The organism is Williamsia sp. Y844 (genome assembly GCF_056786475.1).
Map to the genome: position 1 here is coordinate 520315 of NZ_JBXCJB010000001.1, position 21289 is coordinate 541603.

Genomic DNA, 21289 nt, shown 5'->3' on the forward strand with positions numbered 1-21289 from the left:
GTCGCTGAACCTCACTGCGCTGGACCTCACTCATCGGTGGGCCCCGGATCACGGGGTGCGCGGCGTGAACCAGGTGGTTTGAGTGGCAGAGGGCTCCCCAGCACCTTGTGGCCGCGAACCAGCGGCAGGGTCAACCGGAAGCATGCACCCTTGCCCGGTTCGCCCCACGCCTCGAGACGGCCCTGGTGCAGTCGCGCGTCCTCGACGCTGATGGCCAGCCCCAGGCCCGTGCCGCCGGACCTGCGGAATCGAGATGGATCAGAACGCCAGAACCGATTGAACACCAACTTCTCCTCCCCTGGCCGCAGACCGATGCCCCCATCACGCACCGTGATCGCCACCGCGTCGCCATCGGTTCGCATGGTCAGTGTCACCGGCTTCTGGTCGCCGTGATCGATGGCGTTGGCCAGCAGGTTCCGCAGGATTCGCTCGACCCGGCGCGGGTCGACCTCGGCGATGACCGGTTCGTCCGGCAGATCGAGGATCAGTTCGGTGTTGGTCTCTTCGGCGAGATGCCGGACAGTCTTCACCGCGGCGTCGATCGGGATGGTCATGTTCAGCTTGTCGGCCGACAACTCGGCAACACCGGCGTCATGGCGTGAGATCTCCAGCAGTTCGCCGAGCAGGGTCTCGAACCGTTCGAGCTCCATGTCGAGCAATTCGACGGATCGCTTCAGAACCGGTTCGAGCTCTTCTCGACTCTCGAACAGGACATCGGCTGCCATCCGGACCGTCGTCAACGGCGTTCGGAGTTCGTGGGAGACATCGGAGGTGAACTGCCGTTGCAACCCACCGAACTCTTCGAGGTGGGAAATCTGTTTCGAGAGACTTTCCGCCATGTCGTTGAACGACATCGCCAATCGGGCCATGTCGTCCTCGCCGCGGACCGGCATTCGTTCCTTGAGCCGGCCGTCGGCGAAGCGAACCGCGATCCGCGACGCGGAACGGACCGGGATCACCACCTGGCGGGACACCAGGATTGCGATCGCGGCCAACAGACCGAGCAGCACCAGGAAACCGGTGAAGATCGTGCCGCGGACCAGGGCGACGGTGCTCGCTTCGTTGGTCAGCGGAAAAACCAGATAGAGCTCGAGGCCGGGGATGTCGGTGTTGGTCGGAGTGCCGATGATCAGCGCCGGGTTCTGCTGTCCGTTCGACCCGGTGACCGACGAATACCGGTACGCCATCTGGCCGCCCTGAACCATCTGGCGAAGGTTTTCGGGTATCTCACCGATCGGCCCGACACCGGTCGGACCGGTCGGGCCCGAACTCGGCACCAGCAACACCGTGTCGAACGTACCGACCACACCTGAACTGTCGCCGGAATCGATGCCCCGGTCGGTCAGGATGGATCGCGTCTGGCGCAGCCGGTTGAGCAACGACGCATCCGAGTCGGCCCCGGACAGATCACGCTCGACGGCCAGACGGGTGCGCTCGAGTTCTTCGGTGGCGGCCTGGAGCTTGAGGTCGAGCAAACGGTCCGTGATCTGACTGGTCAGCACAAACGCCAGGATCAACACCACGACAAACGACAGCACAAGGGTCGACACGACCACTCGTAGCTGCAGCGATCGACGCCACACCTGGCCGACGTACTTGCCGACCGAGCCCACCCGACGCATCGCCGGTCCGAAGGTCCCGTTGATGCGACGCCGCGGGCGTCCGATCACGGCGGTCCGGCCTTGTAGCCGACCCCCCTCACGGTCAGGACGACCTCAGGGTTCTCCGGATCTGTTTCAACTTTGGCCCGCAGGCGCTGCACGTGCACGTTGACCAGCCTAGTGTCGGCCGGATGCCGGTAACCCCATACCTGCTCGAGCAGCACGTCACGGGTGAAAACCTGCCGTGGTTTACGCGCCAACGCCACCAATAGGTCGAACTCGAGCGGTGTCAGAGAGATCGGCCCGCCTTCGCGGGTGACCTTGTGCGCCGGGACGTCGATCTCGATGGGACCGATGGCCAGCAGTTCGGCGGGTTCATCCTCCGTGCGCCGCAACCGCGCGCGCACCCGGGCGACGAGTTCCTTGGGCTTGAACGGCTTGATCATGTAGTCGTCGGCACCGGACTCGAGCCCGAGGACCACGTCCACGGTGTCCGACTTCGCCGTCAGCATCACGATCGGCACACCGGAATCCGCACGCAACACCCGGCACACGTCGATGCCGTTCATGCCGGGCAACATCAGGTCGAGCAAAACCAGATCGGGCCGAATCTCCCGGACCGCCGTCAGGGCCTGGGTGCCGTCGCCGACAACAAAGGGCTCGAACCCCTCTCCGCGTAACACGATGGTCAGCATCTCCGCCAATGCCGCATCATCGTCCACAACCAGAATCCTGGGTTTCATTGCAACATCGTGTCACCGAATCGTTGCAATGTGTGGTTGACGCGCCGACTTCGCCACGGCCCGGCTGCAACGCCAGCAGTCCCCCGACGGTTACGCTCGTTGGTGTGGGCGTATTGATAGCAGTAGAAGGCTTGGACGGCGCCGGTAAACACACTTTGGTCACGGGTCTCGTAAACCGTTGGGCCACAGAGGGCTATCGCGTTGCAACCATGACCTTCCCAAGGTATTCAGAATCAGTGACCGCCGACATCGCCGCGGAGGCATTGCACGGCGAACACGGTGATCTGCGGTCCAGCGTGAACGCAATGGCGTTGCTATTTGCGCTCGATCGCCGCGATGCCGACGCCGAGCTGCGGAAGTTGTTGTCCGCCAACGACGCCGTGATCCTCGACCGGTATGTCGCCTCGAACGCCGCCTATAGCGCGGCCCGACTCGGCGAGGCTGCCGACGGCGACGTGGTCGAGTGGGTGACGACCCTCGAGTTCGGGCGGTTCGGTCTGGCCGTGCCCGACCACCACCTACTGCTCGACGTCCCAACCGAGCTCGCGATCGGCCGGGCGAAGTCACGTGCCGAGGCCGACATCACGCGCAGCCGGGACCACTACGAACGCGATCACGATCTACAGGAACGCACCGCGCTGGTGTACCGCGGCCTGGCCGAGCGCGGCTGGATGTCACCGTGGTCACGACTTGGTTCCGAACCCGACCCAACCCTGGCCGATCGGCTCATCTCCATCTGAAACCGGCCGGGTTTGGTCACAACCCCATCAAGAGACCGTAACGCTGACCGTGACGTTCACGGATCGACGACGCCAGATCACTAACGTCAGGTGTAGTCGCACTGATGGGAGGTTTGATGATTCATCTCCCGATCCATGTCGGCCACGGCGGATCCCACTCCATCCCGCCGATACCCGTCCGCCCCACCGTCGCGATCGCGGCAGGTGTGCTGGTGGTCAACATCGCGCTCCTCTGGCTGGCTTTCGGTCTTCGCACCGGCCCGACGAGTGATGCCGAGCAGATCGAAGAACTCGTGCATCAGCAGATCACCGCCCTCAACAACCGCGACGCGGCCGCCCTGCAACTCACCTACTGCGCCGAGAGTGGACCGATCGGCGCGCAGATTGTCGAGGGTCTGGGTCCCGCAGACGTCGGCAGCACCATCGCTGTAGCCCAGATAACCGACATTCGGTTCATCGGTTCACCACCGGCAGATCTGGCGACCGCAAGCATCACGCTGACCGTCATCGGCGCCGAAAACCCGGCGTTGTCGACACAGCCCCAGGCCGTCTCGTACTTCAAGCGCGAGGAAACCGGCTGGAAGATGTGCCAACAGAACGATCCGCAACAGACCACGCGATATCTTTGATCGCCCGATTCGCCTCTGAAACAGATGATCGACGACCGGGTGATCCGATCGACGGAGGGCATCGTCGAAGGTGTTCGGCACGGGCCTCCCGACGTAGTGTTCGCAGTCAGCAATCCCACCGGTTCAACCACGCCCTGTACTGATCCGGCCTGCCCTGATTCTGCCTGCCCTGATCCCACCCGGAGGCCCTGATGACGCAACCACCCAACGGTCCATACGGATCCGGCGACAACCAGGACGACAAGGGTTGGGGCCAGGGCCCGGGCAGCGGACCGAATCAACCGGGTCAGGGCGATCAGCCGCCGCCCGAACCCACCTGGGGTGGTGCGGCCGGGCCCGAACCCACTTGGGGCGGGGCGCCGGGCGCCGGGGCCGATTGGGGCCAGAACCAGCAACCCCGGTACGAGCCGACCACCGAGTACCGACCTGATCAGTACGGCGCCGGCGCGACGCCTCCACCTGCAGGACCGGCCGGACCGATTGGGGCCGGACCGGCCGGGTACGGCCCCCCACCCCAAGGACCGAAACCACCGAGCAAAACACCGTGGATCGCCGGGATCGCCGCCGCTGCAGTGCTTGTGGTGGTACTCGCGGTCGTCCTGTTCGTGACCCTCGGCGGCGACGAGGACGCCAACCCGATCGTCGACTCCGGACCACTGACCACAACGTCATCACAATCGTCGACGGCACAGGCCGAAGAACAGATCGAGGACACGATCCGGACGTACACGATCGCGTTCAGCGACGCCGACTGGGAGACCGCGCTGTCGGTCACCTGCGGCGCCGAGCAGGACATCATCCGCGACCTCCAATCAGACACCGGTGTCCAGTTGAACGGGATGAAACTGAATTCGATCACCGGGATCGAGGTCGACGGCAACACCGCTCAGGCAACGGTTTCTCTGACATACGTCGACCCGGCCGACCAGAGCCCGGTCGAGACAAGCCGCTTCACGTTCACCATGGAGAATCGACTGGATACCTGGAAGATCTGTGACACCCGCGAGATCTGACACCAGGATCTGACAACACGGTCAACCCTCAGGGGAGGAATTCTTGAGTTATCCGCCGACGGGCCCATCGGGATGGGGGAACCCCGATCCTCGTCACAATCCGCAACACCTACAACCGCAACACCTACAACCGCAGTACCCGCCACCACAACCAGGATCATGGGCTCCGGGTCACGGCGCACCGCAGTGGGGGCAATCGGGCCCTTCCGGCTCATGGGGTACTCCGCCACCGCGTCCGCCGAGAAACTCGACCGGGCTGATCATCGGGGCGGTCGTCGCGGTTGTTGTGGTCGTTGTCGGCGTGGTGATCACCGCGGCCGTGCTGGCAGGCCCTGACAACACCGACGAGGGTGTGGTGGCCGATCCATCCACCGCCACGTCGACCGCAAGCAGTTCCGTTGCCTCGGCCGATGAGGGTGACCTCGAGGCCGCGGCCGAGAAGCGCGTCGAGCTGATCAACACCCAGGACGCGGTGGGTCTGCACCGGATGGCCTGTGAGGCCGATTCACGCACAGAATCCACCGCCGGATATCAGGATCTGTTCGACGAGAACGGACCGATTTCGGCGTCCATCGACGTTGAGGATGTGGTTGTGGACGGCTCCCTCGGCACGGTCGAGGGTGTGATGTCGATTGATCGGGACACCGGCGACGTCACCTGGCCGTTCAAGAAAGAAGACGGCGAGTGGCGGTTCTGTCCGAGCCTGTCCCAGAGCCCGACGTCGGATACCAGCGGCGACGACGACATCATCACCGGCTGAAACGGCTGAAACGAAAATGGTGGGTACGGGCGTTCGCCCGTACCCACCATTTCAGGTGTTCAGAAGTACCTTGCGGTCCGAAGACTCAGTAGCGGTAGTGCTCGGGCTTGTACGGACCCTCGACATCGACGCCGATGTACTCCGCCTGCTCCTTGGTGAGCTTGGTCAGAGTGCCACCGAGCGCCTCGACGTGGATCTTGGCGACCTTCTCATCGAGTGCCTTCGGCAGCCGGTAGACCTCGTTGTCGTACTCGTGGCTCTTGGTCCACAGCTCGATCTGGGCGATCACCTGGTTGGAGAAGCTGTTGCTCATCACAAACGACGGGTGTCCGGTGGCGTTGCCCAGGTTCAGCAGACGACCTTCCGACAGCACGATGATCGAGTTGCCTTCAGGGAAGATCCACTGATCGACCTGCGGCTTGATGTTGATCCGCGTGACCTCTTTCGACGACTCGAGGCCGGCCATGTCGATCTCGTTGTCGAAGTGACCGATGTTGCCCAGGATCGCCTGGTGCTTCATCTGCTTCATGTGATCGAAGGTGATGATGTCCTTGTTGCCGGTGGACGTGATGACGATGTCGGCGTTGCCGATCGCCTCTTCGACGGTGACCACGTCATAGCCGTCCATCAGCGCCTGCAGTGCGTTGATCGGATCGATCTCGGTGACCTGCACGCGTCCACCCTGGCCGGCCAGTGATTCGGCACAACCCTTGCCGACATCGCCGTAGCCGCAGATCAGGATCTTCTTGCCACCGATCAGGACGTCGGTGCCACGGTTGATTCCGTCGATCAGCGAGTGGCGGGTGCCGTACTTGTTGTCGAACTTGCTCTTGGTGACGGAGTCGTTGACGTTGATCGCCGGGAACACCAATTCGCCTGCCGCGGCGAACTGGTACAGCCGCAGCACACCGGTGGTGGTCTCCTCGGTGACGCCCTGGACCGACTCGGCGATCGTCGACCACTTGGTCTTGTCCGTTTCGAAACGCTCACGCAGCAGCGACAGGAACACCTTGTATTCGGCCGAATCGTTCTCTTCGACCGGAGGCACAACGCCCGCCTTCTCGAACTGCGCGCCGCGCAGAACCAGCATGGTCGCGTCGCCGCCGTCGTCGAGGATCATGTTGGCCGGTTCACCGGGCCAGGTGAGCATCTGCTCGGCAGCCCACCAGTACTCCTCGAGGCTCTCGCCCTTCCACGCGAAGACCGGCACACCCTTGGGCTCGTCGACGGTGCCGTAAGGCCCGACGACGATGGCCGCGGCAGCCTCGTCCTGGGTGGAGAAGATGTTGCACGACGCCCAGCGCACCTCGGCACCGAGTGCCACCAGGGTCTCGATCAGCACTGCGGTCTGCACCGTCATGTGCAGAGAGCCCGAGACGCGAGCACCCTTGAGCGGCAATACATCCGCATATTCCCGACGCAACGACATCAAACCCGGCATCTCGTGCTCCGCGAGGCCGATCTCTTTGCGTCCGTATTCGGCCAGCGAAAGATCCGCCACCTTGAAGTCGATGCCGTTGCGGCTGTCCGCGGTGAGCGTGCCGTTCTGGACCGATGTCATATACCACTCCTCAAAGTCCCACTGGATATTGCCTACCAGGCTAACCCGTGGCCGAAGGAGCGCCACCCCCGGCTGCGGCATCGACAACCGGCTCGAAGATCTCGGCCAGGTCGTCTGCGACATCACGGTCGGCTTCCGGTGGCATCGACACATAGCTCAGTGCCATCCGGACCATCGCGCGAGCGATCCGCACAGCCGCGGTCTCGTCGGCTCCGACCCAGCTGTGCTGCAGAAGTTCGCTGATCCTGCTGCTGGCCTGGTCGATCAGCGGCCCGGCATCGGTGGTGATCAGCCGCAACAGATCCGGTTTCGCCTGCCCTGTCAACAACGACTGGATCAGCGGGTCCGTGGCAACAGAGGCAAAGAAACCCGAAAAGCCCTCTGCCAACGCTATTTTGGTCTGCCCCTCGTGGACCAGAACCGCATCGGAGATCAAGTCGACCAACTCGTCGGCCAGGCGGAGCGCATACGCGGTCGCCAGACCCTGCCTGGACCCGAACTCGTTGTAGACGGTCTGCCTGCTGACCCCGGCCGCGGCCGCGACATCGGCCATCGTGACCGCCGACCAGTCCTTCGACCGCAACAACTCTCGCATTCCGTCGAGCAGACTGCCGCGCAGCAATCGTTTGGTGGCCTGCGCGAACGGAATTGGCACAGCCGAGCCCACTGTGGCCGATGCGGGTTCCGGAACCTCTGACATGTCGGCCAGGGTATCGGTCGCGTCGGCCACGGGGTTCACGTGCGGGTGACTTCCTCCATGTAGAAGTCCGCTTTGGCGGCCCCACAATCCGGGCAACTCCAGTCGTCGGGGATGTCCTCCCAACGGGTTCCCGGGACGATCCCGTCCTCGGGCCAGCCCTTCGCCTCGTCGTATTCGAATCCACACTGCATACAGACGTACAACTTGAAGTTCATTTACGCCACCGTCTCCTCGAAATCGATCTTCTCCCGGACGCCGCAGTCGGGGCAGGGCCAGTCGTCGGGGACGTCGGACCATCGGGTCCCGGCTGGGAAACCTTCGCGTGGCGCGCCGGTCGCCTCGTCGTAGATGAAGTCGCAGACCGGGCAGCGATATGCGCTCATTTCACGGTTCCGTTCGCTTCACCGAGCATCGACAGCCGGTGCGCAGCGAGTATCTTCTCTCGCCGGCGGGGCACGATGTTCGCCAGCGACAGGTCGCCCTCATAGTGCTCGATCACCCTGTGATCCATCACTTTTCGCCACAGCGGCGGGAAATACGCGAGCGTGATCATGCTGGCGTAGCCGCTCGGCAGACCCGGTGCGTCCTCAAAACTGCGCAGCACCTGGTACCGGCGGGTCGGATTGGCGTGGTGATCGCTGTGGCGCTGCAGGTGGTACAGGAAGATGTTGGTGCAGATGTGATCCGAGTTCCAGCTGTGCTCCGGACGGGCGCGCTCATAGCGACCACTGGCGGTTTTCTGCCGCTGCAATCCGTAGTGCTCGAGGTAGTTCACCGTCTCCAGCAACCCGAACCCGTACACGGCCTGGATGACCATGAACGGCAGGATCTGCCAGCCGAAGATCGCAGTCAGGACGCCCCACCCGATCACCGACATCAACCAGGCGTTGAGGACATCATTGCGGATGTTCCAGACCGGACGTTCCAGCCGTTGCATGCGGGTGCGTTCGAGATGCCAGGCCGACTTCAGACTCCCCCACACACTCCGCGGGAGGAACGCCCAAAAGGTCTCGCCGTATTTGGCGCTGGCCGGATCCTCCGGGGTGGCCACCCGCACGTGATGGCCACGGTTGTGCTCGATGTAGAAGTGCCCGTAAAAGGTCTGCGCGAGGGTGACTTTCGAGAGCCACCGTTCGAGCGAATCCTTCTTGTGTCCGAGTTCGTGGGCGGTGTTGATCCCGATGCCACCCATGACACCGACGGTCAGGGCGATGCCCAGTTTCGAAGCGAGCCCGAGGCCACCATCGATCCCCAGCCAGCTCAGGTCGCTCGCGGTCCACAGGTAGCAGGCGAAGACCACACTCACGAGCTGGAAAGGAATGTACGCGTAGGTGCAATAGCGGTAGTACTTGTCGTTCTCCAGCTCTTCCATCAGTTCCTCGGGCGGGTTCTGCCCGTCGGGCCCGAAGAACAGATCCATGATCGGCAGCAGACCGTAGACGAGCAGCGGACCGATCCACCACCAGACGGGCGCAACAACGTCTGCGCCCAGCCAATTGAACCCGGCCACCAGTGCGGTCGCGAGAAAGAGACCCGTCGGGGGGATGAGCCCCAGCAGCCACAGGTGACGCTTTTTGTCCCGCCATTGCGCCGCCGACTGCTCGACGGTCGACGATTCTGCAGTGCTCATCATCACCCTCCTGGCTTCCGAACTAGAACCTGTTGTGGACACTACCGATGTTGAAGTCGCCTGTCTATACATCTAGAAAGATTTGTAAAGCGGGCAACTCACAAAAAACCCCGATCCGGGGATCGAAACCCGGATCGGGGTCTTTTTCAGATATCAGGTCCGGTGTCGGCCACCTCAGGGCTACTCGGGCGCAATCCCGCCCTTGCCCGCACCTGCGCGGATATCGTCGCCGACCTGATCGGGGATCTCACCACGAGCCCGTCTTCCGACCATCGAATGGCGTTGGCTGTACAGGAAGTAGAAGGCGACACCGATCACCATCCAGACCAGGAATCGCAACCAGGTCAGCGCCGACAGGTTCAGCATCAACCACACGCAGGCGATGATCGCCAGGATCGGGATCACCGGCATCCAGGGAACCGTGAATCCACGTGGCAGATCCGGGCGGGTCTTCCGCAGCACCATCACACCGGCCGCAACAACCACGAACGCGAACAGAGTGCCCACGTTGACCATTTCTTCCAGCTTGGTGATCGGGAAGAACGCAGCCACCACCGCGACGACCAAGCCAACCAGAATCTGGATCCGGGCCGGGGTCCCGAACCGACTGGTCTTCGCAAATGACCGAGGCAGCAGACCGTCTCGCGACATCGCGAACAAGACACGCGACTGACCGAGCATCAGCACCATGACAACCGTGGTCAGACCTGCCAGAGCACCGATCGAAATCACCTTCTCGGCCCAGGTGACCCCGTTCAGGCCGAATGCGTAGGCAAGGTTCTTGGGCTCCCCGTCGCCTGCGGACGTGGCCAGATCCTTGTAGCTGACCATGCCGGTGACAACGATCGTGACCAGGATGTACAGCACTGTGACGATGGCCAGCGAGCCGAGAATCCCGCGCGGCACATCCTTCTTCGGATTCTTGGTCTCCTCGGCGGTGGTTGCCACCACGTCGAAGCCGATGAACGCGAAGAAGACGATCGAGGCCGCGGCCAGGATGCCGTACCAGCCGTAGCTGGAATCACCGCCGCCGGTCATGAGCGAGAACAGGGTCGACTCGACGGACCTGCCGCCGGACTCAGAGGGCTCTGATTTCGGCACAAACGGCTTGAAGTTGTCGGTGTCGATGTAGAAGAACCCGACGACGATCACCAACAGGACAACCGTCACCTTGATGGCGGTGACCACAGCACTGAACCGGGAGGACAACTTCGTGCCGATGACCAGTAGGACCGTGATCGCCCCGACCACCACCAGTGCACCCCAGTCGACGTCGACACCGGCGATTTCGGTTGTGCCACCGGAGAATCCGAAGACGGTACCCAGATAGCTCGACCACCCCTTGGAGACCACGGCCGCACCGACCGCGAACTCGAGGATGAGATCCCAGCCCAGAATCCAGGCCAGGAACTCACCGAATGTGGCATATCCGAACGTGTAGGCAGATCCGGCGACCGGAACGGTCGAAGCGAACTCGGCGTAGCAGAGTGCAGCCAACGCGCAGGCAACCGCTGCCATCACAAAGGACAGCGAAATCGCTGGTCCCGCTTTATCTCCGGCCGTCGACGCGGTGATGGTGAAGATACCGGCACCGATGACCACCGAGACACCGAAAACGGTGAGATCCCACCAGGTCAAACTCTTCTTCAGCTGAGAACCGGGTTCTTCGGTGTCAGCCATCGATTGCTCCACGGATTTTGTCCGTGTCAGCGGATTGCTCATCACAACTCCTCTGGTGACTTGCGTGCATTGCGGTGGAATGCAGCCTGCCTGAGAAACTATCCGACCAACCCTGCCAACATTGGTTAATCCCCCCGGGATGGCGCGATCATTTTTCGCCCCCGGCGAACGACGCAGGCAATCAAGTCAAGAGACGGATCCTCGACCGATATCGGGTTCGAGGTAACTCATCCGCGCAACCCCGGTGATCGTCCAGCCGATGATTCCGGCCGGACGACACCCCCTGCGACCGTTCTGAACGGCCGAACCCGCCGGCACATTCTTCCGGCGGGTTCGGGGTCGAGCGATCGCGGTTGGGCGATCTAGGTGAAGTAGCCTGCAGTGCGCTTGTCGGCGCCCTGCATCGTCGATCCCGCTTCACGCACCTTCGTCGACAGGTTGTTCAACAGCAGACGGGAGTCCGAAAAGCTTGTATCCCAGCGCTGCTGCGCGACAGCGTAAGCCTCGGCGCCCTGCGGTGATTCCCAGTTCGAGTGCAGTCGGCCAACTTCAGACTTGAGCGTCCCGGCCAGCTCCTCGAGCTGTTTGAAATCGGAATCGAGCTGAGCCGACAGCTCCTCGATCGCGGCAAAGTTGTACTTGATCATGGTGTTGTTCCCTTTCTGGACGTTGATTGGAGGGGCCGAGAATCACAGGCTCAGACCGGATCCCCCACCCATGACGGAGCCGATGGTTCCTGCGAGGTCCTGGTCTTCGTTGTCGTAACCGTTGAATCCGCTCTCCAACGACGCCTTCAGACCGTCGAGAGCAGTCTTGAGCTGAGCCCCCTCGGCCTGCCACGCAGCTGCCGCATCTTGAAATGCCTTGCTGGCGGTGCCCTGCCACATCGCCTGCGCGTCTTCGGCATTCTTGTTCAGGCGTTGCAGTACAACACCCATGTCCTCGATGAGCTGCCCCACCGATTTGGTCGTGATCAACGCGTCTGGGACGTCGAGTTTCAACCCGCTGTTACCGCCGTCGGAAGTCATGGTGATTCCCCTTCTGTGATTGCCGCGACATCGGTTGATATCCGCGGATTCTGTAATCTGCTCCGGTACCACGCCGGCTTCTCACCGGGTGGGCCCCCTCCGGTTGGCCGAATCACGGCAACCACCTCCGGGCCGGCAACGTCTCCATCAGGAGCGTGACAGCCTGGGAGATCCGATGACCGGTTCCCGTCGACAATGTCGACCAGATCTGGCCATCGGGAGACATACTGGGGCCGGCCACAATCCGGCCCTTGGCTGTGTCGTAGACCGCCACCGCACCTTCCGAGCGGCGTATCCGCCCCGGCGCGCATTCGATGGCAACGATTTCCGCGTGTGCACAGCAGGTATCAAACGCCACCGCATAGGTCGCCGCGTCGCCGGCCGCAACACCCATCGCATGGAGGGCATCGGCGTAATCGGCTGCGGACTGCGCTTTATCGAGCCGATTCTGCAATTCACCGGCGGGCAGGCTGACCGACGGAACGCTCATCGGAAGAACCTGCCTGTCCTCGGCCGGTTCGAGCAAACGTGCAACGAGCTGACCCACCTCCAGGTCACTGCCGATCGCAATGTCGCGAAGCACCAGGCCCGATTCGGTCTTGGTCGCCAGCACGTGGTGATCACCGCGCCGCGCAAGGCAGATCCGGCGAGTCGAAGTGTCTTGGTGGCAACGGATCTCGAGTAATACGTCGGGGCCCGACAGTATCGTCAGCGCCTCGGCAAGGGCGTCGGTGACACCCACCCCGACAGCTGGGTCCGGATCGGCGGTCAGCCATCCGGCAGCGCTCAACTCCGTCGCCGCGGCAACGCGCGCCTTCTCACGCTCGTCCACGTACTCGTGACGAGGCCCGACCGCGAGCACCGACGGCCACGTCTGGAGATCGAGAATGCCTGACAGATAATCGATCTGGTCCTGCGAGAGGCGGAATTCGCATACCACCGGTGTAGCCCACATGTCGCTCACCGTCCTTGTTCCGTGGCGCCGAGAACCGCAGGCACCGACGTGACAGGAGGCAGGTCGAGAGTTCCGTTGCGGTACCGCGGATCCGGATGATCGCCGAGGTTGACTGCGGCAGCAATCGGCGCATCGTGGGAGCTCTCGTCGCCCACCCCCGATTCGGCCGCTGGATCGATGCCGGCTCCGGCGTGTGCGGGGGCTCTGCGCACGACGGAATCCGCACCATGACCGGGAGCACCCATCATGGGTGCCATCGGCGCCGCGGGCACCGACGGTCGAGCGCCTGCCGATGTCGACGCCGGTTGCACGATTGCAGGCGACGCCGACGACCCCGCCAGAATGGTTGTGGCATAACGCGTCTGCTGACGAGGAATGGAAACCGGCGCGTATCCACCGATACCACCGGGCATTGCCCCGGCCGCCGACGCAGGGCGTGCCGGCACCGCCCGGGTTGCCTCGCGAACCGCCTGTTCGGCAGCCAGCGCATCGGGCGAGACGATCTCGGCCGGGCGCGGTACCGACCACCCACGCGACACGGGTTCGGTGGCCGCCTCGTAGCTTTCCATGACCCGTGCGGCACGTTGCTTCTGATCGGCAGCGGCACGCTCGGCATCGGCTGCCACACCGCCGATGGGCGCGCCCGTCGCGGCACCGACAGTCACGGCCGCCGTGTGGATGTCCTCGGTGATCTGCAGTTCTGGTAATCCCGGCATGCTGATCCGGGCCACCGTGGTCGCGGCCGCCTGTGCGCCCGCACGCGCTGCACTGTCTGCGGCGGCAGCGGCCGCATCGGAGAACCAACCGGCGAACGAGGCCAACTTCCCGAAAGCCTCATCACTGGAGGCCGATTCCCAGGAGACGCCGAGCTTGGCCAGGATCCGAACGTAGTCGAGACCGGCGTCTGCGAGCAGCGTTGAGACCTGTGCCCAGCCGTGCGCGGCAGCGATCAGTGGGCCGTCACCGGCACCGGCACCAAGATCGGTTGCCAACTGCTTGGTGGGCCTTGCCTCCCACACGACATTCGTGAATCCGGTCATCATCGTGTCCCCGGCCTCAGAGCCGGAAGGTCTCCTCGATGTCGGCCTCGACCGTGCCGAAATCACGCGCCTGGGCGCGCAGTACCGCAGCGATCTTCCGGAGTTCGTGCACACCGGCCGCCGCAGTATCGGTGAACGTCTCCGCGACGGAGCCGAATGTGGCGGCAGCAGTGGTCGACACCTCGTCGCGACCTGCCGCCTGCACAACGAGTGCCGGACGGTGAACGGCCACACCCTGTTCGAGCTCATTTGCCAGCCGATCGAGATCAACCGCAGCTCGCAACAATTCATCCGAGTCGACGTTCAACTCACCTGTGGACATCGTTTCCCCCATGTTCGTGTCAGGCTTCCTGGTTGTGGTCAGGCTGGTTGCGGTCCGGCGGACCCAACCGCAGACGTACGTCCGGGGTCGGAGTCGCCTCCGGTGCCTGGGTTTCGCCAAGGACCGCAGGAGCAACAGCCGGCATCTCGCCGATGATCCGGGTGCCGTTGAGTTCGGTGACGAGGTAGTCCGCGGCCTCGTGCTGATCATCAGACGCACCGGCGCCGCGGCCGGCTCCCATCCCGCCGCCGCCCATCGGTGCCATCGGCCCGGTCATGCCTGCCGGAACCACCGCGTTCTGATTCCTGTTGACCGGTCCACCACCTGATTCCGGTGCCGATCCGCCGAGCAGTCCCGGCGTTGTCCGCGCACTCAGCGGGCTGGGGCCGCTACCGCCACCCCCACCTCCACCGCCTCCGCCGCCACCACGGCCGGCGGACATCGCGCCACCGAGACCCGTCGGAACAGTCTTGGCTTCATCGATCTCTTTGCTGTCGTACGCGGTTTGCAGTTGAGCCTGGTGCGATTTCATGAGCTCGGTCGCGGCCTTTGACGACATCGTGCCGAGTTGCCCCACACCGGTCATCATCGGTTTGCCAACAGAGTCGAGCACTGTGCCGGCAATCGAGAACGGCGATGTTCCCGCTGCGGGAGCACCGGTCACGGGCACCGGTTGCCCGGTTGCAACCATGTGCGTTGTCGGCGCCAGCAACTGCGCTCGGGTGGCGGCAACCACCGCGGTCGCCTCGGCCAGGCCATCAGCGGCCGCTGCCAACGCAACGGCCTGGCCGGGCGGTGTCACCAGAAACGGCGCCGAGGCGGTGATGATGGCAACCGTTTTCGCGACGATTCCCTGGACGAGGCCGAGGCCGACGCCCACGATCGCCGCGGCTCCCTGGGTGTCGGCCGACATCGTGGTGCCCTGCGTGGACAAGGCCGCGGTATCGGCGCCTGCCTGCATCCCCTTGGCGGTCGCCGCCGTTGCGGATTGCCCGCTCCACACCTGATCGAGAACCTTCAATGCGCCCGAACCCATCGACATCGACGTGTCCAGGATCTGCGACAGCGCCTCGAAGATCATCGTGGGGTCGAAGTCGCCCCCACCGAGGTTGCCCGAGCCGAAGCCGCCCACCAGATCGGTCAACGGTTTGAGCAGGACGTCGAGGTCGAGGGGCGGCAATGGTGGCAGATCTGGCAACGGCGGCATGCCCGACAGCACCGGAAGCCCTGGCAGGCCAAGGTCTTTCAAGACCTGGCTGACCGGGGTGTCGAGAATCGGCCCGAGTGGACTCGATTCGACCAATTGGCGAATGGTTGGATCAAGCGGCGGTGTTGCCGGTGCCGGTGGCGTCGTCGGAAAACTCACGTGACCCGATCCGGTCTACAGCGCGGCCTGCACGGCGGCGAAACCCCGGCCGCTGCCGTCGTCCGCCTCGGCGATCTGCGCGGCCGTGGCAAACGCGGCTGCCGCGCTGCCTGCGTGGACCGCAGCGAGCTGCCCGACCCCGAACAGATGACTCGCCTGCGCCTGCGCGAATGCCAGCAGGAACTCCTGCCCGATCAACCCGAATACGGGCACCATCTGAGCGATGTTCGCGGCGGCGTTGATCGAACCCGCACTGGCAACCGCTGCCGACATCAATGCAGCCGTGTCCCCATACGCTTCGATTGCTGCCGGTACCGCTGTGACCTCAGACATTTGTCCCCCCGTTTCTTCGAAAACATGTGTACTGCCCCAACCCTCGGATTGCCCGACCCTCGCAACCCGTCACTCCCACAGTCCGGCGGTAAGACGCCCACCGAGCCGAGACGGTTCCCTCCCGTGTCGGCGGACCGGTCATGTCGGCCGGCTGTTCACCAGATCCGCAAACGATTCGTTGAACTCCTCGAGGATCTCGCCGCGGCGGGCGAACGCACGGCCGGCCGCGACACCGGCCGTCGAGACGATCAGCTCTGAAAGTGGGCCGGTCCCGAGCTGCGGAGCCGTTGACGCAAACCACAACCCGGTCAGCTCGCCGATACCGTTGACCTCTGCGGTGACATGATCTCCGGGCGAGGTCTCACGCGCGGAGATGGCGGCCAAACGTTCATTGACCTCGTGCAACCGATCGAGCTGTGCCCGGGCCCTGGCCTCGAGTTCATCCATTGCAGAGCTCATACCGACCTCATCCAGCTGCCGGGTGCGCCTGCGGTGGCGTCGTCCTCGTACTCGGCCCTGGCGAGATCATCGGGCCGAGGCAGATTCATCTGTTCGATGATGTCGGCGCCGACGCCCGCAGCACGCAACTCTTCGCGGCGCGCGACGCCGGCGTGCATCGCCGCCTGCCGGCACAGCCGGAGCACCTCAGCGGCGAGTATCGCCGGATCCTTGTGCAATTCGGCAGGTTCGATCCGTACCGACATCGGCAGGCCCTGTTCTGTCGTGACGACAGACAGGCCTCCGGTGCGTGAAGTTGCAGCAGCCATGGTTCCCCCTCAAGAACTCCCCTTGGCGACAGATAGTACCCACAACTTGTGACACTGCGGAGATACCGCAGGCATGGACATCCGCGCTACCGGACCGCCGGAGATCGTGGTGGTCTATCATCGCCGTTATCCAGGGGTGGCGGGGTGGATTCGATATATGTAACGCCTGGGGTTTCACCACTGACAAGACGAATTGCAACTGGTTAGACGAAGTGCAACAACGGGGGGCTGTTTCTGTGAGCTACAACAATGCCGACGTGCCTGCGGCACCACCATGGCTTCAGACCGCGGCGGACATCGATGTCGCATCGTTCGAGCGCGCCGATCAATCACCAACGGCGCCTGCGACTCCGGAAGTACCGGCAGCGCCATCGGCATCGGCATCGGCATCAGTACCCGGACCACCCGATGCAGCGCCATCACCGCAGGGCCCACCCGGACCCGATGCACCACCGGCAACGGTGCACTCGGGCCGCCATGGCCAGGCGTCCGATGCCCTCGGCCCGGAACCGTCGCAACCCGCTCCCCCGCCACAGCCTCCGCTCGAGCAACAGTTCTGGCCGCAGGCAGCGGGCGGTTTCGCGCCTCCTGCACCGCACCAACCACCGGCCGGGCCGGCCTACCCGACGGGATCGGGCCCCTACGGCGGCACCAACCCGTACGGCGAATCATCACCGCCCCAAGGCTTTCCGCCGGCAGGAATCCCGCCGCAGGGTAATCCCGCAGCACCGCCCGGGTACTTTCCGGGACAGCAGCCGATGCCCCCGCACCAGCAGTACGCCCCCGGGCAACCGCCCGCACCGACAAGCCTCGACGAGGTGGCGCTGCTCCGAAAGGCCCGTCGGGCACCGGCCAGCGGATGGCGGCGGACCGTACACAAGCTGTCGGCGGGCACCATCAATCCTGGCGAGTCCCCCGACGACCTCGTCTACAAACAATTACTCGAACGCGTGAATCAGCCCGTCCGCGGCGACTATCGGATCGCGGTTCTCTCGCTCAAGGGCGGCGTCGGAAAGACCACGACCACAGTCGGTCTGGGCTCGATATTCGCATCCCTGCGCGGCGATCGGGTGATCGCCGTGGACGCCAATCCCGACCTGGGCACTCTCGCGCAACGCATTCCGCAGCAGACCCGCTCGACGGTGCGCGATCTGCTCGCCGACGAATCGATCTACCGATACTCTGACGTCCGCGCCCACACCTCCCAGGCGCCGAGCCGTCTGGAAATCCTTGCATCCGAACGTGATCCGGCCAAGGCCGAGGCGTTCAGTGAAGCGGACTACCGCGGCGTGATGACGGTGCTGCAGCGCTTCTACAACATCATCATCACCGACTGCGGTACCGGACTGAGCCATTCGGCGATGAACGGGGTGCTCGACATGGCCAACTCCCTGATCCTGGTGACCTCGCCCGCCATCGACGGGGCACGCAGCGCCGGAGCGACACTCGACTGGCTGCAGGCCCACGGGTTCGGGCATCTGGTGTCGGGAGCGGTGGTTGTGCTCAGCTCGTCACGACCCGGCGCATCGACCATCGACACCGATCAGCTCAGCGCCCACTTCTTGACCAGATGCCGTGCGGTACAACAGATCCCGTTCGACGACCACCTCGCCGAAGGTGCCGAGGTCGACCTCGATCTCCTCGGCAAGGACACCCGTCGCGCACTCGTTGAGATGGCTGCGACCGTGGCAGACGACTTCCCTTCCACCACGATGCGGCGAGGCGACCCGTACTACACATCCTGACCCGATGATGTCCCCTTTTGGCGAGCAAACCCGCAGGTCGCGCCCGCCAAAACGGCACATCATCGGGGGTGGGTCAGCCTCCGCAGCAGCCGGATGGTTCGATCGCGGCCCGGGTCTCGCGGGTGACCGCATTGCGTTGTGCCAGCGCACCATCGGCCGGGTAGTCGACACCGATCAGGCTCAATCCACACGCGGGCGCCACCGGGACCTCACTCGCGCGCGCCCGTTGTTGCAGCAATCCGGCGCACCATTCCACTGAGCGACGCCCTTCACCGACCGTCGCAACGGCCCCGACCAGTGAGCGGACCATCGACCAACAGAACGCATCCGCGCTCACCTGTGCGACGAGAACGCCGAAGTCGTCGCGTATCCACGTGAACTGCTGAAGATCCCGGACTGTCGTGGCGCCATCGCGCCGCTTGCAGAATGCCGCGAAATCGTTGAGTCCGAGCAAAGTTGAGGCCGCCTCTTCGAGGAGGTCGGCGTTGAGCGGCCGACTCCAGGCAGCGGTGGTGCGGGCGACAACCGGTTCAGCCCCCCAGGGGTCGTCGGTCAATCGGTATTCGTAGTGGCGGCGTAGGGCAGAGAAGCGCGCATCGAACTCCGCTGGCGCCTCTTCGATGTCCTTGACCCGCACATCGGTGGGCAGCATCTTGGCAAGCCGCCGAACGAGTTTGGTCGGATCCCCGTCGATCGACCGGGTCTGCAAGGCCGACTCTGGCACATCAAAATGTGCCACCTGGCCGGTGGCGTGCACGCCGGCGTCGGTGCGGCCTGCAACCGTGAGCGTCACCGGTTCCCGCAGAACCGTGCCGAGGGTCTCCTCAAGCACGCCACACACTGTTCGTTGGCCGGGCTGTCTGGCCCAACCCGCGAAGTCGGTTCCGTCGTAACCGATCTGCATCCGCAGCCGGACGAGTGGTCCCTCGAAATGACGAGACCCGCCACCGGAAATTCCGGTGGCGGGCTCGTGGGTCACTGACTCGTTCAGTCGACTACTTCTCGTCGGCCTTGGCGTCAACAGCGGTGGCAGCGGTCGACTCTTCGTCGACAGCCTCGGCCACAGCTTCAGCGTTCTCGACCTCGGCGTCGGTGGCGTCGGCTTCAACAGCCTCGACCACGTTCTCCTCGGTAGCGGCTTCTTCAGACTTCTTCTTCGAGGCCGCTGCGCGGGTGGCGCGATCGGCTTCCGATGAAGCGGTCTTGTCCCGAACCAGCTCGATCACTGCCATGGGGGCGTTGTCGCCCTTGCGCGGCAGAGTCTTGACGATGCGGGTGTAGCCGCCGTCGCGGTCCGCGTAGAACGGGCCGATCTCGGCGAACAGGGCATGCACGATGTCCTTGTTGCGGATGACCTTCAGCACCTCACGGCGATGAGCCAGGTTACCGGCCTTCGCGTGGGTGATCAGCTTTTCCGCGTACGGGCGGAGACGCTTTGCCTTGGTCTCGGTGGTGGTGATCCGGCCGTGCTCGAAGAGCGAGGTGGCGAGGTTCGCCAGCATCGCTTTCTGGTGCGAAGCCGACCCGCCGAGGCGGGTACCCTTTGTGGGCTTGGGCATTTCGAACTCCTAGGGTTCGCTCTCGACCTCTCGGCCGTGAGCTGGGGGTCTTGTTAGAGCTGTTCGGTTTCTGCGAAATCCTCGCCGGCATCGGCGTCGGAGAAGGAAGTGTCATCGGTCCAGGTACCGGTCGCGACGTCGTATCCGGCCACCTGGGACGGATCGAAGCTCGCGGGGCTGTCCTTGAGTGCCAGGCCGAGTGCGTGCAGCTTGACCTTGACCTCGTCGATGGACTTCTGACCGAAGTTGCGGATGTCCAGCAGGTCCGATTCGGTCCGGGCCACCAGCTCGCCGACGGTGTGCACTCCCTCGCGCTTGAGGCAGTTGTACGACCGAACGGTGAGTTCGAGGTCTTCGATCGGAAGGCTGAACGACGCGATGTGATCGGCCTCGGCGGGCGAGGGTCCGATCTCCACACCTTCTGCTTCGATGTTGAGTTCACGGGCCAGACCGAACAGCTCAACGAGGGTCTTACCGGCCGAGGCCAGTGCGTCCCGCGCGGAGATCGAGTTCTTGGTTTCCACATCGAGAACGAGCCGATCGAAGTCGGTGCGCTGCTCGACGCGGGTGGCCTCCACCTTGTACGTGACCTTGAGAACCGGCGAGTAGATCGAGTCGACCGGGATACGGCCGATCTCGGCGCCGGACGCCTTGTTCTGGACGGCGGGGACATAGCCGCGACCGCGCTCGACGACGAGCTCGATCTCCAACTTGCCCTTGTCGTTCAGGGTGGCGATGTGCAGGTCCGGGTTGTGCACGGTGACACCGGCCGGGGGCACGATGTCGGCACCGGTGACAGCACCGGGGCCCTGCTTACGCACGTACATGGTGACCGGCTCGTCCTCTTCGGAGCTCACGACGAGGCCCTTGAGGTTCAGGATGATGTCGGTGACATCTTCCTTGACTCCGGGGACGGTGGTGAACTCGTGCAGGACTCCGTCGATCCGGATGCTGGTGACAGCGGCTCCGGGAATCGACGACAGCAGGGTACGGCGCAGCGAGTTGCCGAGCGTGTACCCGAAACCTGGCTCGAGCGGCTCGATGACGAACTTCGAGCGATCTCCCGAGATGATCTCTTCGGACAGTGTGGGTCGCTGTGAAATCAGCATTGAATCTT

Annotated in this window: 25 protein-coding genes; 5 read left to right on the forward strand and 20 right to left on the reverse strand. The window is 64.0% G+C overall.

From position 1 onward, the window contains the following. Positions 1-26 precede the first annotated feature (26 nt). The gene (gene mtrB, locus AC1TQG_RS02480) at positions 27-1670 is read right to left on the reverse strand and encodes an MtrAB system histidine kinase MtrB (RefSeq protein ID WP_482135359.1); all 1644 of its coding nucleotides are present in this window, start codon (positions 1668-1670) and stop codon (positions 27-29) included. Further along, positions 1667-2344: an MtrAB system response regulator MtrA gene (mtrA, locus tag AC1TQG_RS02485; protein WP_482135360.1), complete on the reverse strand. Its 678-nt coding sequence runs from the start codon at positions 2342-2344 to the stop codon at positions 1667-1669. The genes mtrB and mtrA overlap by 4 nt, the downstream gene beginning before the upstream one ends. Before the next feature lie 104 nt (positions 2345-2448). Here mtrA and AC1TQG_RS02490 point away from each other — a divergent pair, with 104 nt between their 5' ends. From AC1TQG_RS02490 to AC1TQG_RS02505, 4 genes are all read left to right on the forward strand, one after another. Next, positions 2449-3084, forward strand: coding sequence for a dTMP kinase (locus tag AC1TQG_RS02490; protein WP_482135362.1), 636 nt, complete (start codon positions 2449-2451; stop codon positions 3082-3084). Positions 3085-3200: 116 nt separating this feature from the next. Further along, positions 3201-3713, forward strand: coding sequence for a nuclear transport factor 2 family protein (locus AC1TQG_RS02495; RefSeq protein ID WP_482135363.1), 513 nt, complete (start codon positions 3201-3203; stop codon positions 3711-3713). A 191-nt stretch (positions 3714-3904) separates the two neighbouring features. Next, positions 3905-4726 (forward strand): Rv0361 family membrane protein, encoded by an 822-nt coding sequence (locus tag AC1TQG_RS02500; protein WP_482135364.1) that lies wholly within the window; start codon positions 3905-3907, stop codon positions 4724-4726. A 43-nt stretch (positions 4727-4769) separates the two neighbouring features. Beyond that, positions 4770-5486 (forward strand): hypothetical protein, encoded by a 717-nt coding sequence (locus AC1TQG_RS02505; RefSeq protein WP_482135365.1) that lies wholly within the window; start codon positions 4770-4772, stop codon positions 5484-5486. Between the two features lie 85 nt (positions 5487-5571). Here AC1TQG_RS02505 and ahcY read toward each other — a convergent pair whose 3' ends face one another. From ahcY to AC1TQG_RS02580, 15 genes are all read right to left on the reverse strand, one after another. Continuing rightward, entirely contained in the window at positions 5572-7047 is a 1476-nt protein-coding gene (gene ahcY / locus AC1TQG_RS02510; RefSeq protein WP_482135366.1) for an adenosylhomocysteinase, read from the reverse strand. 40 nt (positions 7048-7087) lie between these two features. After that, on the reverse strand, positions 7088-7747 hold the full coding sequence (locus AC1TQG_RS02515) for a TetR/AcrR family transcriptional regulator (protein ID WP_482135367.1): 660 nt from the start codon (positions 7745-7747) through the stop codon (positions 7088-7090). Between the two features lie 35 nt (positions 7748-7782). Further along, complete coding sequence (locus AC1TQG_RS02520) at positions 7783-7962, reverse strand: rubredoxin (protein ID WP_482135368.1); 180 nt, start codon at positions 7960-7962, stop codon at positions 7783-7785. Further along, positions 7963-8130, reverse strand: coding sequence for a rubredoxin (locus tag AC1TQG_RS02525; RefSeq protein WP_482135369.1), 168 nt, complete (start codon positions 8128-8130; stop codon positions 7963-7965). Continuing rightward, entirely contained in the window at positions 8127-9377 is a 1251-nt protein-coding gene (locus tag AC1TQG_RS02530) for an alkane 1-monooxygenase (RefSeq protein WP_482135370.1), read from the reverse strand. Before AC1TQG_RS02530 ends, AC1TQG_RS02525 begins: the two co-directional genes overlap by 4 nt. A 180-nt stretch (positions 9378-9557) precedes the next feature. Next, positions 9558-11099, reverse strand: coding sequence for an APC family permease (locus tag AC1TQG_RS02535; RefSeq protein WP_482135371.1), 1542 nt, complete (start codon positions 11097-11099; stop codon positions 9558-9560). Positions 11100-11419: 320 nt separating this feature from the next. Further along, entirely contained in the window at positions 11420-11704 is a 285-nt protein-coding gene (locus AC1TQG_RS02540) for a WXG100 family type VII secretion target (protein ID WP_482135372.1), read from the reverse strand. Between the two features lie 42 nt (positions 11705-11746). Then, on the reverse strand, positions 11747-12085 hold the full coding sequence (locus AC1TQG_RS02545) for a WXG100 family type VII secretion target (protein ID WP_482135373.1): 339 nt from the start codon (positions 12083-12085) through the stop codon (positions 11747-11749). 112 nt (positions 12086-12197) lie between these two features. After that, a complete protein-coding gene (locus AC1TQG_RS02550) occupies positions 12198-13040 on the reverse strand; it encodes an ESX secretion-associated protein EspG (RefSeq protein WP_482137240.1) in 843 nt (280 codons plus the stop codon). A gap of 5 nt (positions 13041-13045) precedes the next feature. Continuing rightward, positions 13046-14080, reverse strand: a complete 1035-nt coding sequence (locus AC1TQG_RS02555; protein ID WP_482135374.1) for a PPE domain-containing protein — start codon at positions 14078-14080, stop codon at positions 13046-13048. A gap of 16 nt (positions 14081-14096) precedes the next feature. Beyond that, on the reverse strand, positions 14097-14402 hold the full coding sequence (locus tag AC1TQG_RS02560; RefSeq protein ID WP_482135375.1) for a PE family protein: 306 nt from the start codon (positions 14400-14402) through the stop codon (positions 14097-14099). Between the two features lie 19 nt (positions 14403-14421). Continuing rightward, the gene (locus AC1TQG_RS02565) at positions 14422-15768 is read right to left on the reverse strand and encodes a hypothetical protein (protein ID WP_482135376.1); all 1347 of its coding nucleotides are present in this window, start codon (positions 15766-15768) and stop codon (positions 14422-14424) included. A gap of 15 nt (positions 15769-15783) precedes the next feature. Further along, positions 15784-16101 (reverse strand): hypothetical protein, encoded by a 318-nt coding sequence (locus AC1TQG_RS02570; protein ID WP_482135377.1) that lies wholly within the window; start codon positions 16099-16101, stop codon positions 15784-15786. Positions 16102-16239: 138 nt separating this feature from the next. Beyond that, a complete protein-coding gene (locus tag AC1TQG_RS02575; RefSeq protein ID WP_482135378.1) occupies positions 16240-16560 on the reverse strand; it encodes a YbaB/EbfC family DNA-binding protein in 321 nt (106 codons plus the stop codon). Continuing rightward, entirely contained in the window at positions 16557-16868 is a 312-nt protein-coding gene (locus AC1TQG_RS02580) for a hypothetical protein (RefSeq protein ID WP_482135379.1), read from the reverse strand. The genes AC1TQG_RS02575 and AC1TQG_RS02580 overlap by 4 nt, the downstream gene beginning before the upstream one ends. A gap of 236 nt (positions 16869-17104) precedes the next feature. On the opposite strand from AC1TQG_RS02580, the gene AC1TQG_RS02585 reads away from it, so the two are divergent. After that, positions 17105-18613 carry a MinD/ParA family ATP-binding protein gene (locus tag AC1TQG_RS02585; RefSeq protein WP_482135380.1) on the forward strand — a complete coding sequence of 503 codons (1509 nt, stop codon included), beginning with the start codon at positions 17105-17107 and terminating at the stop codon, positions 18611-18613. A 73-nt stretch (positions 18614-18686) separates the two neighbouring features. On the opposite strand, the gene truA is transcribed toward AC1TQG_RS02585, so the two are convergent. The 3 genes from truA to AC1TQG_RS02600 are packed head-to-tail and all read right to left on the reverse strand — an operon-like array spanning position 18687 to position 21281. After that, on the reverse strand, positions 18687-19592 hold the full coding sequence (truA, locus tag AC1TQG_RS02590) for a tRNA pseudouridine(38-40) synthase TruA (RefSeq protein ID WP_482135381.1): 906 nt from the start codon (positions 19590-19592) through the stop codon (positions 18687-18689). Positions 19593-19608: 16 nt separating this feature from the next. Further along, complete coding sequence (gene rplQ / locus AC1TQG_RS02595) at positions 19609-20172, reverse strand: 50S ribosomal protein L17 (RefSeq protein WP_482135382.1); 564 nt, start codon at positions 20170-20172, stop codon at positions 19609-19611. A 53-nt stretch (positions 20173-20225) separates the two neighbouring features. Further along, positions 20226-21281, reverse strand: a complete 1056-nt coding sequence (locus AC1TQG_RS02600; RefSeq protein ID WP_020109366.1) for a DNA-directed RNA polymerase subunit alpha — start codon at positions 21279-21281, stop codon at positions 20226-20228. Positions 21282-21289: the final 8 nt, after the last annotated feature.